This window comes from Microbacterium xanthum, assembly GCF_034531355.1.
GTDB lineage: Bacteria > Actinomycetota > Actinomycetes > Actinomycetales > Microbacteriaceae > Microbacterium > Microbacterium xanthum.
The window spans coordinates 875,793-891,421 of the sequence record NZ_JAWHUE010000002.1 but is presented as its reverse complement, the minus strand read 5'-3'; the positions used below and the strand labels follow the sequence as shown (position 1 = coordinate 891,421).

Genomic DNA, 15,629 nt, shown 5'->3' with positions numbered 1-15,629 from the left:
CTGTCCAGGGTCACTCGCCGCCGAGCGCCGCCTCAAGCAGGTGCATGAGTGCCGACAACTGCACCGAGTCGCTCGACTGCGGGTCGACGGCCTCGCCGTCGAGCGCACGGGCAGCAAGGCCCTGCTTCGAGTCGATCAGTTCGGCGATCTTCGTGTCGATCGTATGCGCGGCGATGATGCGCCAAGCCGTCACCGGCTCGTCCTGTCCGATGCGGTGCACGCGGTCGATCGCCTGCGTCTGCTCCGCGGCCGTCCACGACAGTTCAGCGAGCACCACGTTCGACGACGCCTGCATGTTCACGCCGACACCTGCAGCCGTGAGCGAACAGACCGCGACACCGACCTCGGGGTCGTTGTTGAAGGCGTCGATGGCGTCTTGCCGGGCGGTGCTGGACTGGTCGCCGCGCACGGACACGGTCTTGAGACCGGATGCGGCGAAGTGCGCCTCGGCGGCATCCATCACGTCGATGTGCTTCGCGAAGAAGACGACCTTGCCCACCGAGCGCTGCAGCTGCAAGGCGTAGTCTGCGGCGAGCACCGCCTTGGCCTGACCGATCCGGCGCACCATCGTGAACACGTTCTCGGAGCCCGTGCCGGCGGCTTTGGACTCCTCGAGTTCGTTGTGGGCGACCAGCCGGACGATGTCGTCGTCGATCTCACCGGGCGCCAGGCCCCGATCGCCTCGCGCCTCGATGATCCGGCGGTACTTCGCCGCCAGTCGTTCACCCAGCTCGCGCTCGGCGTCACGGATCGAGCGTCCGAATTCATCGTCGAGTTCGACGGGGAGGTCCGCGATGAGCTTGTCCGGCAGGTCTGCAGCGACGTCCTTCTTCTTGCGTCGCACGATGCCCATCGAGATCACAGCGTCGCGGGCCTCGGGGTAGAACGCCTTGTCGGCGGGGGTGAACCCGGTCGCATCCAGCTTGTCCATGAGCTCCGGCCCGGGCTTCTCACCGTTGGTCCAGCCGAGGAAACGCCAGATCGCGTCGAAGTCCTCGACGTCGTTGATCAGCGGCGTACCGGTGAGGGCCATCATGAGCGGATCGCGCAGCTGTTCACGGATGCGGCCGGCGAGCGCGAGAACGTTGCGCGAGCGCTGCGAGGTGAGGTTCTTGATGAAGTGGGCCTCATCGACGACCATGCCCTTGAGCCCGATCGAACCGAGCCAGGAGAGATGCCGGTCGAGGATCTCGTAGTTGACGATGAAGACGTCGGCGAACGCATCGATGTCCTCGCCGTCTCCCTGGATGACCGTGGCCCGCCGGTGCGGCGTCCACCGCTTCACTTCGCGGGCCCAGTTCATCTTGACGACGTTCGGTACGACCGCGAGCAGCGGGTAGGCATCGGCGACGGATGCGGCCAAGACCGACTCCGCGGTCTTGCCGAGCCCCGGCTCGTCGGCCAGCAGGAAGCTGCGGTGCCCTTCGCGCACGGCCTCGAGGAAACGGGACTGGTGGGGCATCACCTCGAGCCCGCGCGGGGACAGCCGGTCGAACTCCGGCACCGGGGGCAGCTCCATGGACGCACTCGCGCCGCCGGCACCCGTTTCGAAGGCCTTGTAGAGAGGCCCCATCAGCTCCCACCCATCCAGGCGACGCCGGGGGTTCGGCGCGGGCGCACGCATCGTCAGGTCGGGCGCGAGGAAGGGGTTCGCCATCTGACGCGACTCGATGCCGGCGGGGACGACCTGCCGGTCTGCGAGCGCCGGCGGCACCACCGTGGGTGTCGCGGGGGCGATATCGGTGATGATCAACTCGTCCGGCGGCAGCTCGGCGCCGGACTCGAGCAGCCAGTCACGACGCATGCGCTTGGCGACCGGCGAGGTGGCCTGGTCGACTTCGAGCAGCTGGATGAGCGACGTGTCTCGCGCGGCGGTCTTGGCGAGGATCGTCGCCACACCGTCGAGACGCTTGAGCAGCTCGGCACGCGCGGAGTCGGCGATGGCGTCGTCCGCCTTCACGCGTGCCCGCTCCTCCCGGACGAGGAAGGCGATCACCTGGAACTTCACACGGTTGGTGGGGCCGAGTTTGCCGCGCTGGGCCTTCGCCTCGACCTCTCGGACCTTGCGGGCGAGGATCGGAATCAGCGGCGCTTCGTCGTCACGTCGCGAGGACGACGACTTGCGCCGACGCGCGGCGGTGGACTGTGCGGCGGGTGCCGAGGTCGGCATGCTCCTCCTGAGCCTAGGGATCGGATACCGGTGGCCCGGTGATCCGGCGAGAGAAATCGGCTTCCGTGGGCGGCGTCGGGACGCCGTCTCGAACACGGGTCGGAGATGCCGCTACCGACGGTCGCGGGCACTCGCTTCAGCGAGCAGCGACAGCGCGGTCGGGATCCCCTCCCCCATGCTAGCGGGTCGGCGCCGGATTCCCCAGACCGACCTCACCAGAGGGTCGCGACGATGTCCTCGGTGTACCCGCTCGGGGCGAAGTTGATCCACCGGGTCGACACGATCGCTCCGGATCCGATGTAGTGGGTCTCCCCCAACGTGTACGGTTCATCGTCGAGCGTGATCCCGCGCTGTTCGACGCGGTGCACGCTTCCGCCGCCGAGTTCCTGGTCGCTGAAACCGGCCGCGATCAGTTCCGAGCGCACCGTGTCGGCCTGGGCGGCGTCGGCGAGCGTCACGTTCGTCGCGAGCCCGTACTCGGAGGGGCCACCCCACGTGCATCGGATCGTCGGGGCACCCGAATCGATCAGCTCGAGGATGGCGGCGTTCTCGCTGGAGTACATCGTCACGCCGGGTTCGTTCAGCGGGGGGTTCTCCGCGAGGAGCGTCGCGAGCATGTCCGCGGAATAGATCTCCTCGCACGCCGTGGGCAGCATGAAAGCCGCCGTCGGCGTCGGAGTCGCTGTCTCCGTCGCCGCGTCGACCTGATCCGACGCGTCGGGCGTCGGGGTCGCGGAGGACGTGACCTCGGGCTCCGGCTGGCAGGCGGTCAGGGCGAACGCCACACCGGCGACAGCCGTGACGACGGACAGACGGTGCATCCTGACGCGACGGTGTGGCACGGTTCCTCCTGATGGGCGCGGGCCGCCGGACGCGGCTCGCCGGACAGACTCTACCCAGGGGCCGGCCCGCCCGCGCGACGACGCGGCGACCGTAGGCTGACAACATGCCGGAACGGATGTCGCGAGACGAGCGAGTCGTCCTGACCGTCGCGATCCTCGCCTCTTTCGTTTCCTTCCTGGACGGAACGGTCGTCACCGTCGCGCTTCCCGCCATCCGGAATGACCTGGGCGGCGGTCTGACCACCCAGCAATGGGTCGTCGACGCGTACCTGGTGACCTTGGGCGCTCTGATCCTCGTCGCCGGATCGCTCAGCGACGTGTTCGGGCGCATCCGGGTGCTCCGCTGGGGTCTGGTGCTGTTCGGCGTCACGTCTATCGCGATCGCGGCCGCGCCGACGCCGGAGTTCCTGATCGTCGCGCGGGCGCTGCAGGGCGTTGCCGGGGCGCTTCTGGTCCCCAGCTCGCTCGCCCTCATCACCTCGACGTTCCGCGGGGCCGCGCAGGGGCGCGCGATCGGGATATGGACGGCGGCCACGACAGGTGCCATGGTCGTCGGCCCCGTCGTCGGCGGGCTGAGCGTGGATCTGCTGTCGTGGCGCCTGGTCTTTCTCATCAACGTGTTCCCCATCGCGGTCACCCTGTGGTTGCTCGCGGTACTCCGCCGGCCGGACGTGCGCGCGGCCGGCCGGACCGTGGATGTCCTCGGGGCGGTCCTGTGCACGGTGGGTCTCGGCGGAATGGTCTTCGCGTTGATCGAGCAGCCGAACCTCGGCTGGGGTTCTCCGCTGATCTGGGGGACGGCCACCGTCGGCGTCGCCGCCTTCATCGGATTCCTCGTGCGCCAGGCCACCGCCGCCGACCCGATGATGCCGTTGGACCTGTTCCGGCAGCGCAACTTCTGGGCGGGCAACCTCACGACGGCCTTCGTCTATGCGGCACTGTCCCTGAACGGCTTCGTCGTGGGTGTGTACCTGCAGCAGGGCGCCGGCCTGTCAGCCACGCTCGCCGGCCTCGCGACGTTGCCGATCACCGTGCTCATGATCCTCTTCAGCTCTCGCGTGGGGGGCCTCGCCGGCCGGTTCGGTCCGCGCCTGTTCATGACGGTGGGACCGCTGGTGATGGCCGCCGGGGCGCTGCTTCTCCTGTCGGTGGGCGATCCGTTCGACTATTGGGCCCAGGTCCTCCCCGGCGTCGTCGTCTTCGGCCTCGGCCTCACCCTGACCGTTTCCCCCCTGACTTCCGCGATCCTCGGCGCGATCGATTCATCGCGCTCGGGTATCGCCTCCGCCGTCAACAACGCGATCTCCCGCGTCGCCGGCCTGATCGTCATCGCCATGCTCGCCGGGATCGTCGGCGGCGCGCTCGACCTGGACGGGTTCCACCGGGCCGCGATCGTGACCGCTGCGCTCCTGGCGGGAGGCGGCGTGGTTTCCTTCCTCGGCATCCGCAACGACCGAGCGTCCGCTCCGACGTAGGCTGAGCACATGACCAGCTACACCGAGAGTCAGCTCGCCGCGACCATCGACCACGCCATCCTCAAACCCGAGTTGACGCGCGCCGACCTCGACGCCGAACTCGACGTCGCCGCGGAGTGGAAGGTGTTCAGCGTCTGCGTGCGCCCGTCCGACATCCCGCACGCCGTGGCACGACTGCAGGGCACCGGGGTCGCGGTCGGTACGGTGATCGGGTTCCCGCACGGCACGACCTCGACCGCCGCGAAGGTCGCCGAGGCAGGGCAGGCCCTCGCGGACGGCGCGGTCGAACTGGACATGGTGCTCAACATCGGCATGCTCCGTTCGGGTATGGACGACGCCGTCGAATCGGACATCCGTGCCGTCGTCGAGGCGGCCGGCGACCACATCGTCAAGGTCATCTTCGAAACGGCCTATCTCGACGACGAGCAGATCGGGCGGGCCTGCCGGCTGAGCGAGGCAGCCGGAGCGGACTTCGTGAAGACCTCCACGGGATTCGCCGGCGGCGGCGCGACGGTCGCGCACATCCGTCTGATGCGTGCGAGCGTGGGCGAGAACGTCCAGGTGAAGGCATCCGGAGGAGTGCGCGGGTTCGACGCGGCCGTTGCGATGCTGGAGGCCGGCGCCACGCGATTGGGAACCTCGGCCGCCGCCACGATCCTGGGCGCCGCGCGTCGCCAGGAAGGCGGCGGACCTGCGACCTCCGCCGTCGACGAGTCGTCCTACTGATCAGGCTTCGTCGCCGGGCGTTCAGGCCCCGCGCGTGAGGAGCGTCGCTCGTGTGCGGGCGACGTCCTCGGCCATCTGCGCCATGAGCGGTTCGACGCCGGTGAAGGCGACCATGCCGCGCAGGCGCTCGACGAAGCGGATCTCCACTGTGTGTCCGTAGAGGTCCAGATCCGTCTCATCCAGCACGTAGGCCTCGACCTGTCTGACGAGGACGTCGCCGAATGTCGGGTTCGTGCCGATGCTGATCGCCGCCGGGTAACGCGTGCGGGCATGCGGTTCGACCGCGCCCCGCCCCCGTTCGCCTTCGTCGACGAGCCACCCGGCGTACACGCCCTCGGCCGGTACGAGCCCCTCGCCGTCGGCCGCGAGGTTCGCGGTGGGATAGCCGAGTTCACGACCTCGCTTGTGGCCGTGCACGACCTCGCCGCGCACCGCGTGCGGTCGGCCGAGCAGCCGCGCGGCGGTGGCGACGTCTCCCCCTGCCAGCAGATCGCGGATCCACGTCGAGGACACCCGTCGACCGTCATCGACCGCGCAGACGTCTTCGACGACATGCACCTCGAATCCGAGTTCCGCGCCGAGCGCGCGGAGGGTCGCGGGATCCCCTGCGCCCTCCCGCCCGAAGCGGAAGTCCTGTCCGACCAGGACCGTGCGCACGCCGAGGGCATCGACGAGGACATGCTCGACGAAATCGCGTGGGGACAGGGCCGCCAGCTGCTCGTCGAAGGTCAGGACGAGGGTCGCATCCACTCCCGCTCCCGCCAGCAGGCGCACCTTCTGGGCCGCACTCACCAGCGCATCCGGGCAGATGTCGGGGCGCAGCAGCGCCAGCGGATTGCGGTCGAACGTCACCGCGACCACCCGCGCGCCCGTCGCCGCCGCGTCGACGCGCGCGCGATCGATCACCGCGCGGTGCCCGGAGTGGACGCCGTCGAACTTGCCGATGGCAACGACCGAAGGTCCGTACCCGTCGGGCACCTCGGCGGGATGGCGCCAGAGCGTCACGGGACCATCGCCTCGGCGGGCGCGGTCGACGTCGCGGTGTGCGCGCGGTGCGTCCACAGCCACCACAGGCCGAGGAAAGGCAGCACCAGCGGCACCATGAGATACCCGGCTCCGAACCAGGACCAGACCGTCGGGTGGGCGAACAGCGCGGGAAGCAGCAGACTCAGCGTGCCGACGACCAGGACGCCGACGAGTTCGAAGACGATCGCGATCCACGCGATGCGGTACCACGCTCGAGAGGAGGAGAAGACCAGTGCGAGGGTGGCGAGGATGTAGACCACAGCGGCCAACGCGGAGAGCGTGTAGGCCAGTGGGGCCTCCTCGAAGCGCTGCACGATCTGGACGAAGCTGCGACCCGTGGCGGCGAGGGCCATGATCGCATAGACGATCACGAGCACCCGACCGATACCGGTCATACGGGGGCGGGACGAGGACGTGGACATCGCTCATCGATTCTAGGCGCCGTGCGCCCCGGCGTCCTCACGCGATCTGCACGCTCCAGATGACCTGCATCCGATAGACCATGATCGCGACCGCGAACGCCGCGACGCCGAGGATCACGGTGCTCCACCGGCTGCGCTCGAGCAACGCCCACAGCACCGCCGCGGGTGGCACGAGCGCGGCGCTCACCAGGTAGACCCAGAATTCCAACAGACTGCCGCTCGGGGGGTTTCCCGCGAACGGTGCGACCACGGCGATGACGATCTGCGCCAGCAGGAGCACCTCCACCAGCGCGAGGGCGCCGACGCTGAGGTCGCTCGGGCGCCGTCCGATCAACCCGAGGACCACGCACAGGGTGCCGGCGGCGACGCCGACGGCCACCTGCACGACGGTGAACCACTCGATCATCGCGACTGCTCCTCCGGCATGTTCATCTCGCTCTTCAGGTCGGCACCTCGGGGCTGCACCACGCCGACGAAGGTGCCGTCCGGCGCCAGTGCCGCGGCCCGAGACCCGGTGATGGCCGAGGCCATCCCGTGCAGGCGCTTGCCGTGGCGAAGATCCCGCGCCTGCTGGTCGGTGACCTCCAGGCGCGGAAGGACCATCCCTGCCGCCCGGGCGACGGGAATGACGTGCGCTCCGACGAGGTCATCGATCGACACCGCGTCGCTCACGTCGAACGAGCCGATGCGCGTCCGGCGCAGAGCCGTCAGATGCCCCCCCACCGCGAGCGCCGCCCCCAGGTCGCGCGCAAGGGCGCGGATGTAGGTTCCGCTCGAGCAGTCCACCACTACGTCCAGATCTACGACCTCTCCCACTCGTCGCTCCGCGACGACCTCGAACCGCGAGACCGTGACCTCCCGCGCCTTCAGCGTGACCTCCTCGCCGGCCCGGGCCAGTTCGTAGGCCCGCCGGCCGTCGACTTTGATCGCCGAGACGCGGCTGGGCACCTGCGAAATCCGCCCTCGGAGCGGGAGCATCGCCGCATCCACCATCTCGCGCGTGACTCCGGAAGCATCGGCCGTGCCGAGCACGTCGCCGTCCGCGTCGTCACTGTCCGTGGTGGCGCCCAGGCGGATCGTCGCCAGGTAGGTCTTGTCCTGTCCGACGACGAAGGTGAGCAGCCGCGTCGCGGCTTCGACGCCGAGGACCAGAAGCCCGGTCGCCATGGGGTCGAGCGTGCCGGCATGACCGATCTTCCGCGTGCCGAGCGATCGCCGCGCACGGGCGACGACGTCGTGACTGGTCAGGCCTCCCGGCTTGTCGACGAGCAGGATGCCGGGGTCGGGACGCATCTGCCCAGCCTACGTCGCCGACGGCTGCTCTTCCTGCGTGGCACCGCCCGCGGCCAGCGGCCGATGACATGCGCGACGCATACGCTGGAAGATGTGCCCGCTTCCCCGCCGCCGCTCGCGCCCGCGCTGATCGACTGGTTCGGCGCACACGCGCGCGACCTGCCGTGGCGGCGTCCTGACTACGGCGCGTGGGGCGTGCTGGTGAGCGAGTTCATGCTGCAGCAGACGCCGGTGAATCGGGTGATCCCCCGACTGGCCCAGTGGCTCGAGCGGTGGCCCACACCCGCGGCGCTGGCCGCGGCCGCGCCGGCCGACGCCGTGCGCCAGTGGGCGAACCTCGGGTACCCGCGGCGCGCCCTGTGGCTGCACCGCGCCGCGGTGGAGATCACCGACCGACACGGCGGCGTCGTCCCGCGCGAGGTCGCCGATCTGCTCGCCCTCACCGGCATCGGGGACTACACAGCCCGTGCCGTGGCGGTGTTCGCCTACGGCGATCGACACCCGGTGGTCGACACGAACACGCGACGCGTCATCGCTCGCGCGATCGGCGGCACCGCTCATCCGGGTCCACCGCATCGTCGGGACCTGCAGGCCATGAGCGAGCTGCTGCCCCTGGACGACCACGACGCCGCGCGGTTCAACGCCGCGGCGATGGAGTTGGGCGCGCTGGTCTGCACCGCGCGCGCTCCACGGTGCGACGCGTGCCCGGTCGCCGACCGCTGCGCGTGGCGCGCCGCGGGGTATCCGGACACCGGCGACACCCGGCGACGGCAGGCCGCGTACGAAGGCAGCGACCGTCAGACGCGCGGGGCGATCCTGGCTGTCCTGCGGGAGAGGACCGAGATACCGGAAGACGAGGTCATCGCGGATTGGCCCGATCGGGCGCAACGAGACAGAGCGATCGACTCCCTGATCGTCGACGGCCTCGTCGAGGCGATCGAGGGAACCCTGCGGCTCCCCCACGGGGACCGGGCCGCTCGGTGACGGCGCCGGCGAAGATCACTCTTCGTCGTCGCGGACCTTCTTGTACGGATCGGCCTCGCCGGCGAAGGCGGCGGATCCGGCGATACCGGCGACGGCCTCGTCGCGCTCGCGCGCCTCACGAAGCAGCTCCTCGATGTGACCGGCGTTCTCCGGAATACCGTCGGCGATGAACTCCAGCGTCGGCACCAGCCGGGCGTTCAGGCCCCGCCCCACCTCGCTGCGCAGCATACCGGTCGCTGCGCGCAGCGCCTCGGCCGACGACACGCGCTCCTTCTCGTCGCCGAGCACCGTGTAGAACACGGAGGCGTGCTGGAGATCGCCGGTCACGCGGACATCGGTGATGGTCACGAAGCCGAGTCGCGGATCACGCAGCCCCTTTTCGAGGCGTTCGGCGATGAGGACGCGGATGCGGTCCGCCAATCGTGCCTGTCGTTCGTTTCCCATAGTCACTTCTTTCTCCTCATCGCCGGCGCTGTCTTCGCGGCCGCGAGGAGGCTGCCTTCCCAAGAGCGAGCATCGGGGTGCCCGCGAAGCGGGCGGGGTCCCCGCTCTGCGAGCGAAGGGAAAGCAGCCTCCGGAGCAGCACGACCGTCAGCCGCGCGGCTTCTCCACCATCTCTGTCGTTTCGATCTCGTCGCCGATCTGGATGTCGTTGTACTTGCCGAGGCCGATACCGCATTCGTAGTCGGTTCGCACTTCGGTGACATCGTCCTTGAAGCGACGCAGCGATTCGATGGCCAAGCCATCGGCGATCACGACACCCTCGCGGATGATGCGCGCCTTGGCGTTGCGGGTGATCGTGCCGCTGCGGACGATCGCACCGGCGATGTTGCCGAACTTCGAGGAGCGGAACACCTCGCGGATCTCGGCCACACCCGACTGCACCTCTTCGAACTCCGGCTTGAGCAGGCCCTTGAGCGACTGCTCGACGTCGTCGATCGCGTTGTAGATGACCGAGTAGAAGCGGATGTCCACTCCCTCGCGGGCGGCGCGCTCACGTGCCTTGGCGTCCGGACGGACGTTGAAGCCGATCACGATCGCGTTGTCGATCGTCGCCAGGTTCACATCCGACTCGGTCACGGCACCGACACCGCGGTGGATGATCCGAAGCTGGACGGACTCGTCCACCTCGATCTTCAGCAGTGACTCCTCCAGCGCCTCGACGGCACCGGACACGTCGCCCTTGATGATGAGGTTGAGGGATGTGACCTTGCCCTCCTCCAACGCGCGGGTGAAGTCCTCGAGCGAGATGCGCTTGCGGGCCTTGGCCAGCTGCGCGTTGCGCTCGGCCGCTTCACGCTTCTCGGCGATCTGGCGGGCGGTGCGGTCTTCCTCCGTGACGATGAACACGTCACCGGCGCGGGGCACCGAGTTCAGACCCTGCACCTGGACGGGACGCGACGGAGCGGCCTCCGCGACCTGCTCGCCGTTCTCGTCGATCATCGCTCGAACGCGGCCATAGGCCGTACCCGCGACGATCGCGTCACCGACCCGGAGCGTTCCGGACTGGATCAGCACGGTCGCCACCGAACCGCGGCCCTTGTCGAGCTTCGCCTCGATCGCCACACCGCGCGCATCCTTGTTCGGGTTCGCGCGGAGGTCCAGGCCGGCGTCCGCGGTGAGCAGCACCGCGTCGAGCAGATCCTGGATGCCGCTGCCCTGACGGGCCGACACGTCGACGAACATGACGTCGCCGCCGTACTCCTCGGCCACCAGGCCGTACTCCGTCAGCTGCTGCCGGACCTTGCCGGGGTTGGCGTCGGGCTTGTCGACCTTGTTCACCGCCACGACGATCGGCACGTTGGCCGCCTGCGCGTGGTTCAGCGCTTCCACCGTCTGCGGCATGATGCCGTCGTCGGCGGCGACGACCAGGATCGCGAGGTCGGTCACCTGGGCACCGCGGGCACGCATGGCGGTGAACGCCTCGTGACCCGGGGTATCGATGAAGGTGATCGCGCGCTCGATCTCCTCGTGCTCGGTCCACACCTGGTAGGCACCGATGTGCTGGGTGATGCCGCCGGCTTCACCTTCGATGACGTTGCTCTGACGGATCGCGTCGAGCAGTCGCGTCTTACCGTGGTCGACGTGACCCATGACGGTCACGACCGGCGGGCGGATCTCGAGCTGGTCGTCGTCCTCTTCCGCGAGCTCCTGCTCGAGGTCCAGACCGAAGCCCTCGAGGAGCTCCTTGTCCTCGTCCTCGGGCGAGACCATCTGGATCTTGTAGCCCAGCTCGTCGCCCAGGACCTCGAAGGTCGCTTCGTCGAGCGACTCGGTCGCGGTGGCCATCTCACCCAGGTTGAACAGGATCGTCACCAGGGTCGAGGGCTGCACCGAGTACCCGGCCAGCTGCTCGATCTTGTCGGCGAAGTCCGAGATGGATGCGCCGCGGCGCATACGGATGATCTCGCCGTTGCCCTTGCGGACATTGACGCCGCCGACCTGGGGCGCATCCCTCATCTCGAATTCTTGACGCTTCGCCCGACGCGACTTGCGCTGCTTCGACTTACCGCCGCCCTTACCGAAGGCTCCGGCCGTGCCGCCGCCGCGACCACGACCGCCGCCACTCGGGCGACCGGCGAAACCGCCACCGGGGCGACCGGCGAAGCCACCACCGGCACCACCGCCGCCACCGGGACGACCGGCGCCACCGGGACGCTGCTGGAACGGGGCGCCGCCACGACCGCCACCGGCACGACCGCCGCCACCGGGACGGGGCGCGCCGGGCCGGGGCGAACCCGGACGAGGCGCCTGCGGGCGCGGGATGTTGCCCGGATTCGGACGCTGACCCATGCCCTGCGCCGATGCGAACGGATTGTTGCCCGGACGCGGGCCGGCGGGACGCTGGCCCATGCCCTGCGAGGAGGAGAACGGGTTGTTGCCCGGACGCGGCGCACCGCCGGATCGCGGGTTGCCTCCACCGGACCGCTGGTTGCCGCCGGGACGCGGGGCCTGGGGGCTCGCGCCCCCGGGGCCGGGCTTGGGACCGGGCTTGGACGCGGGCGCCTCGGCACCGGGCTTCGGAGCCGATGCCGCCGGCGCGGCCGGGGTGGGGGCCGGCGCACCGGGCTTCGGCGCACCGCCGGGGGTGGCGGCAGCACCGGGCTTCGGCGCGGACGCGCCGGGCTTGGGGGCGGCGGCGCCGGGCTTGGGCGCCGGACCGGGCTTCGCGCCGGGCTTGCCGGCTACGGGCTTGGCGTCACCCGAGCCCCCCTCGGATGCGAGGGCTGCTCGGAGCTTTCGGGCGACCGGGGGCTCGATCGTCGATGAGGGGCTCTTGACGAACTCGCCGAGCTCCTTGAGCTTGGCGAGGGCCACCTTGCTGTCGACACCGAGCTCGGACGCGATCTCGTGTACGCGTGGTTTTGCCACAATTCTCCTGTCTGGGGTCCACCCAGACAGGGCAGACCGTTAGTCGCGGACGGGTCTCATTTCGAGCCGTTCACTTTGTTTCCATAGCCGTTCAGCCGTTTCTCGATGGTCTGCGCGTCGAGTGGTCTCGACACACGCAATGCACGCACGAAGGCCCGACGACGCAGAGCTGTCGTCACGCACTCGGGCGTCTCGTGGACCCACGCGCCTCTCCCCGGCATCGTGGCACGGTCGTCGGGGACGAGCCGGTCATCGATGGCGACCACCCGCAGAAGGGCGGATCGAGGAGCACGCGTGCGACAACCGACGCACGTTCGTACGGGTTCCATCCTACACCTCGGCGCTCGACGCGCTTCGCACGGCGCAGCGCGCCGTGATCAGGACTCCAGGATGGAGTCGGGCTGGATGTCGATCTTCGCGCCGGTGAGCTTGGCGGCCAGACGCGCGTTCTGCCCCTCCTTGCCGATCGCGAGGGACAACTGATAGTCGGGCACGAGGGCGCGGACGGCCTTGCTGTTGGCATCGAGGACGTAGCTGGACGTGACCTTCGCCGGCGAGAGGGCGTGCGCCACGAAGGTGGGCAGATCGGCGTTGTAGTCGACGATGTCGATCTTCTCGCCGGCCAGCTCCTCGGTGACGGCGCGGACGCGACGGCCCAACTCCCCGATGCAAGCCCCCTTGGCGTTGATGGCGGGGTCGTTGGCCTTCACGGCGATCTTGCTGCGATGTCCGGCCTCCCGGGCGAGCGACACGATCTCCACGAGCCCGGCGGGAATCTCGGGGACTTCCATGGCGAACAGCTTGCGGACCAGTCCCGGGTGGGTGCGTGAGACGGTGATCGAGGGCCCCTTGGTCCCCTTGGACACGCTCGTGACGTACACACGGATACGGGAGCCGTGGGTGTACTCCTCGCCGGGAACCTGCTCCTCGGGGGGCAGGATCGCTTCGACGGTGCCGAGATCGACGTGGATCATGCGCGGGTTGGGGCCCTGCTGGATGACGCCGGCGACGATGTCCCCCTCCTTGCCGCGGAACTCCCCCAGCACGGCGTCGTCGGCGATGTCCCGCAGGCGCTGACTGATCACCTGCTTGGCGGCGAAGGCCGCGATACGTCCGAAGTCGTCGGGAGTCGTCTCCTCCTCGCCGATGACCGCGCCGGATTCATCCAGCAGCGGCACGAAGACGGCGACGTGACCGGTCTTGCGGTCCAGCTGCGCGCGAGCCCCTTCGGGGGCCTCGCCCGTGGGCGAACTGTGCTTCGCGTACGCGGTCAAGATCGCCTGTTCGATGATGCGTACGAGTTCGTCGAAGGGAATCTCCTTCTCCCGCTCGACCGTCCGCAGCAGACCCAGATCGATGTCCACGTCGACCTCCCTTTATTCAGCTCTTCCGCCGTCGCGGCGTGGCCGACGGCATCCCGTACACGTTACCCGATCCCGCCGTCACCGGCCGGTCAGTCTCCGAGCGGTTTCGCCTCGCAGTCGTTGCGCGCCGGCTGCCGCAGATCGAACCGGTCCTCGGTCCACCGCATCAGCACCGGGAGGAACGCCGATCGCGGAAGCATGATGCCGAGGTGGTCGTACCCGACGTACTCCAGGTAGCGGACGTCCTCCCCCTGCGCGCACACGTCCGCGACGAACCACTCCTGAAGCTCCGGCGAGATCACCTCGTCGTCGCCGCCCCAGGCGATCAGCATCGGCGTGCCCCACGGTCCCTGCGGCGCATTCTCGCGCAGACGCTGCCCCAGCGGCCCGGCGGCGAGGTTCTCGACGTAGAGCGGGCGATCCTCCGACACCCCGAGCGCCGTGGCGACCGACACGACCACACCGGGCTCCGAGGGGCAGCGCTGCGTCATCTCGCGGACGATCGCTTCGCCGCCGGGCGCGACATAGCGCGCGAGGTCGACGTCGTCGTACGTGTCGGCGTAGGGCACGAGGACCCACGAGATGAGGATCGACAACTCCACGGTGGCGGAGTCTCGCAGCAGCTCCGTCGCGAGCGCATGGGGGTCGGCTGCCGGCGAGAGCGCCGCCGTGCCGAGCACGTCGAGCGCGGGGGTGTATCCGTCCGCGATCTGCGAGGCCCACAGCGCCGCATGGCCGCCCTGCGAGTGGCCCCACACGACCGTCCGCGTCGAGAGCATCAGATCATCGAGCTGCCGGGCTGCGACGACGGCGTCCAACGAGGAACGCGCCTCGCCGAGTCCGATCAGATAGGGAAAGACCCCGGGTGCGCCCTGGCCTGAATAGTCGGGCGCGACGACGACCCAGCCGTTGTCGATCACCTCATCCAGGCTCGGGACGGCCCACTTCGTCGCGGAGGCGTCGCGAAGGCTCGGCGCGCATCCCTGCGCCACGCCCGTGGTGCCGTGGTTCCACAGGATCACCGGGCGGGGCCCCCGGGGCGGGTCGGCAGGCGCGATCACCAGCGCGCTCCCCACCGCCGGCTGACCGAGCGCATCACGGGTGGTGTACAGGATCCGGCGCACCTCGGTGTCGGCCGGCTGCTGCCCGGAGAACCCACCCTCCCGGATCAGCTGCCCGTGGTCGTATGGGACGACCACAGGCGGGTCGTAGAAGGCGTCGACGACGGGCGCACCGTCCTGCAGCCAGTCGTTCAGCCACCATCCCCCGATCGAAACGGCCACCAGGACGACCGACAGCGCGTAGCGGCCCGCGGCGGCCCACCCCCGCGCACGGCGGTCATAGACCTCCTCGATACTCAGCGCGGAACGAGCGAACAGGTCGGCGTCGCGTTCGTGCGGCGCCCGCGAGAACATCACGGCACCGCGTACGACCGTGGACACCCCGAAGGCGAGCGTGCGCACACCGAAGACGACGGCCACGACGAGCACGGTCACATCGGGCCACGTGAGGGAGAGGATGCCGAAGACGACCTGCGCGACGCCCGAGGCCGCCCACAGCACGCGCTGGCTGATCGTGCCGCCCATGGCCGCATCCACCAGCGCCTGCGCGCCGCCGACGAGAAGGAGAACGGCCAGTGCCACGGGCAGCAGGTCGAGTGTGCGCCCGAGACCGAGCAGCATCGCAAGCCCCAGGACGACCCAGAGCCCGGCGAAGAGCCGAGCCGCCCAGCCGCGTTCCTGGTGCGGGGCGGCGAACTCGACCAGTCCGAAGACGAGGGCGCTGAGACCGACGTACACGGTCAGCAGCACCAGCGAGGTCAGCGGGCGGGTGACGATCAGCGCTCCCAAGAGCAGCGCGAGCCCGCCGACCGCGATCACGACGATCGGAGGGGCGTCGGCGACGAGCCGGGGCAGGGCGTTGAGTCCCCTTCGCCAGGCGTCCGACCGCTTCAC

14 protein-coding genes are annotated in these 15,629 nt (G+C 69.6%); 3 read left to right on the top strand and 11 right to left on the bottom strand.

All coding sequences use genetic code 11. From position 1 onward, the window contains the following. Positions 1 to 10: 10 nt before the first annotated feature. Positions 11 to 2,170 (bottom strand): DEAD/DEAH box helicase, encoded by a 2,160-nt coding sequence (locus RZO50_RS09590; protein ID WP_322599482.1) that lies wholly within the window; start codon positions 2,168 to 2,170, stop codon positions 11 to 13. 212 nt (positions 2,171 to 2,382) lie between these two features. Beyond that, complete coding sequence (locus tag RZO50_RS09585; RefSeq protein ID WP_322599481.1) at positions 2,383 to 2,991, bottom strand: hypothetical protein; 609 nt, start codon at positions 2,989 to 2,991, stop codon at positions 2,383 to 2,385. 125 nt (positions 2,992 to 3,116) lie between these two features. Here RZO50_RS09585 and RZO50_RS09580 point away from each other — a divergent pair, with 125 nt between their 5' ends. Both RZO50_RS09580 and deoC read left to right on the top strand, forming a co-directional pair. Continuing rightward, positions 3,117 to 4,487, top strand: coding sequence for an MFS transporter (locus tag RZO50_RS09580; RefSeq protein ID WP_322599480.1), 1,371 nt, complete (start codon positions 3,117 to 3,119; stop codon positions 4,485 to 4,487). Between the two features lie 9 nt (positions 4,488 to 4,496). Further along, positions 4,497 to 5,213 (top strand): deoxyribose-phosphate aldolase, encoded by a 717-nt coding sequence (gene deoC, locus RZO50_RS09575; protein WP_322599479.1) that lies wholly within the window; start codon positions 4,497 to 4,499, stop codon positions 5,211 to 5,213. Between the two features lie 21 nt (positions 5,214 to 5,234). Here deoC and RZO50_RS09570 read toward each other — a convergent pair whose 3' ends face one another. From RZO50_RS09570 to truB, 4 genes are read right to left on the bottom strand one after another with little or no spacing between them, the layout of a single operon-like run. Next, on the bottom strand, positions 5,235 to 6,218 hold the full coding sequence (locus tag RZO50_RS09570; protein ID WP_322599478.1) for a bifunctional riboflavin kinase/FAD synthetase: 984 nt from the start codon (positions 6,216 to 6,218) through the stop codon (positions 5,235 to 5,237). Then, complete coding sequence (locus RZO50_RS09565; protein WP_322599477.1) at positions 6,215 to 6,661, bottom strand: hypothetical protein; 447 nt, start codon at positions 6,659 to 6,661, stop codon at positions 6,215 to 6,217. Before RZO50_RS09565 ends, RZO50_RS09570 begins: the two co-directional genes overlap by 4 nt. 37 nt (positions 6,662 to 6,698) lie before the next feature. After that, positions 6,699 to 7,067 (bottom strand): hypothetical protein, encoded by a 369-nt coding sequence (locus tag RZO50_RS09560; protein ID WP_322599476.1) that lies wholly within the window; start codon positions 7,065 to 7,067, stop codon positions 6,699 to 6,701. Then, entirely contained in the window at positions 7,064 to 7,954 is an 891-nt protein-coding gene (truB, locus tag RZO50_RS09555; RefSeq protein ID WP_322599475.1) for a tRNA pseudouridine(55) synthase TruB, read from the bottom strand. The genes RZO50_RS09560 and truB overlap by 4 nt, the downstream gene beginning before the upstream one ends. A 63-nt stretch (positions 7,955 to 8,017) precedes the next feature. Here truB and RZO50_RS09550 point away from each other — a divergent pair, with 63 nt between their 5' ends. Next, a complete protein-coding gene (locus RZO50_RS09550; RefSeq protein ID WP_416211585.1) occupies positions 8,018 to 8,938 on the top strand; it encodes an HhH-GPD family protein in 921 nt (306 codons plus the stop codon). A gap of 15 nt (positions 8,939 to 8,953) precedes the next feature. Here the strand turns inward: RZO50_RS09550 and rbfA are convergent, their stop codons facing one another. The 5 genes from rbfA to RZO50_RS09525 form a co-directional block, all read right to left on the bottom strand. After that, positions 8,954 to 9,382 carry a 30S ribosome-binding factor RbfA gene (rbfA, locus tag RZO50_RS09545; RefSeq protein ID WP_322599473.1) on the bottom strand — a complete coding sequence of 143 codons (429 nt, stop codon included), beginning with the start codon at positions 9,380 to 9,382 and terminating at the stop codon, positions 8,954 to 8,956. A 147-nt stretch (positions 9,383 to 9,529) separates the two neighbouring features. After that, positions 9,530 to 12,310 (bottom strand): translation initiation factor IF-2, encoded by a 2,781-nt coding sequence (gene infB, locus RZO50_RS09540; protein ID WP_322599472.1) that lies wholly within the window; start codon positions 12,308 to 12,310, stop codon positions 9,530 to 9,532. 56 nt (positions 12,311 to 12,366) lie between these two features. Then, entirely contained in the window at positions 12,367 to 12,639 is a 273-nt protein-coding gene (locus RZO50_RS09535; RefSeq protein ID WP_322599471.1) for a YlxR family protein, read from the bottom strand. A 48-nt stretch (positions 12,640 to 12,687) separates the two neighbouring features. Beyond that, on the bottom strand, positions 12,688 to 13,674 hold the full coding sequence (gene nusA / locus RZO50_RS09530) for a transcription termination factor NusA (protein WP_322599470.1): 987 nt from the start codon (positions 13,672 to 13,674) through the stop codon (positions 12,688 to 12,690). A gap of 89 nt (positions 13,675 to 13,763) precedes the next feature. Beyond that, on the bottom strand, positions 13,764 to 15,629 hold the full coding sequence (locus RZO50_RS09525; protein ID WP_322599469.1) for a lipase family protein: 1,866 nt from the start codon (positions 15,627 to 15,629) through the stop codon (positions 13,764 to 13,766).

Coding starts and splice junctions, on each gene's coding strand:
- RZO50_RS09560 (WP_322599476.1), bottom strand. CDS start 7,067: ATGATCGAGTGGTTCACCGTCGTGCAGGTGGCCGTCGGCGTCGCCGCC.
- deoC (WP_322599479.1), top strand. CDS start 4,497: ATGACCAGCTACACCGAGAGTCAGCTCGCCGCGACCATCGACCACGCC.
- RZO50_RS09565 (WP_322599477.1), bottom strand. CDS start 6,661: ATGTCCACGTCCTCGTCCCGCCCCCGTATGACCGGTATCGGTCGGGTG.
- RZO50_RS09580 (WP_322599480.1), top strand. CDS start 3,117: ATGCCGGAACGGATGTCGCGAGACGAGCGAGTCGTCCTGACCGTCGCG.
- RZO50_RS09535 (WP_322599471.1), bottom strand. CDS start 12,639: ATGGAACCCGTACGAACGTGCGTCGGTTGTCGCACGCGTGCTCCTCGA.
- RZO50_RS09590 (WP_322599482.1), bottom strand. CDS start 2,170: ATGCCGACCTCGGCACCCGCCGCACAGTCCACCGCCGCGCGTCGGCGC.
- RZO50_RS09585 (WP_322599481.1), bottom strand. CDS start 2,991: ATGCACCGTCTGTCCGTCGTCACGGCTGTCGCCGGTGTGGCGTTCGCC.
- RZO50_RS09550 (WP_416211585.1), top strand. CDS start 8,018: ATGACATGCGCGACGCATACGCTGGAAGATGTGCCCGCTTCCCCGCCG.
- rbfA (WP_322599473.1), bottom strand. CDS start 9,382: ATGGGAAACGAACGACAGGCACGATTGGCGGACCGCATCCGCGTCCTC.
- truB (WP_322599475.1), bottom strand. CDS start 7,954: ATGCGTCCCGACCCCGGCATCCTGCTCGTCGACAAGCCGGGAGGCCTG.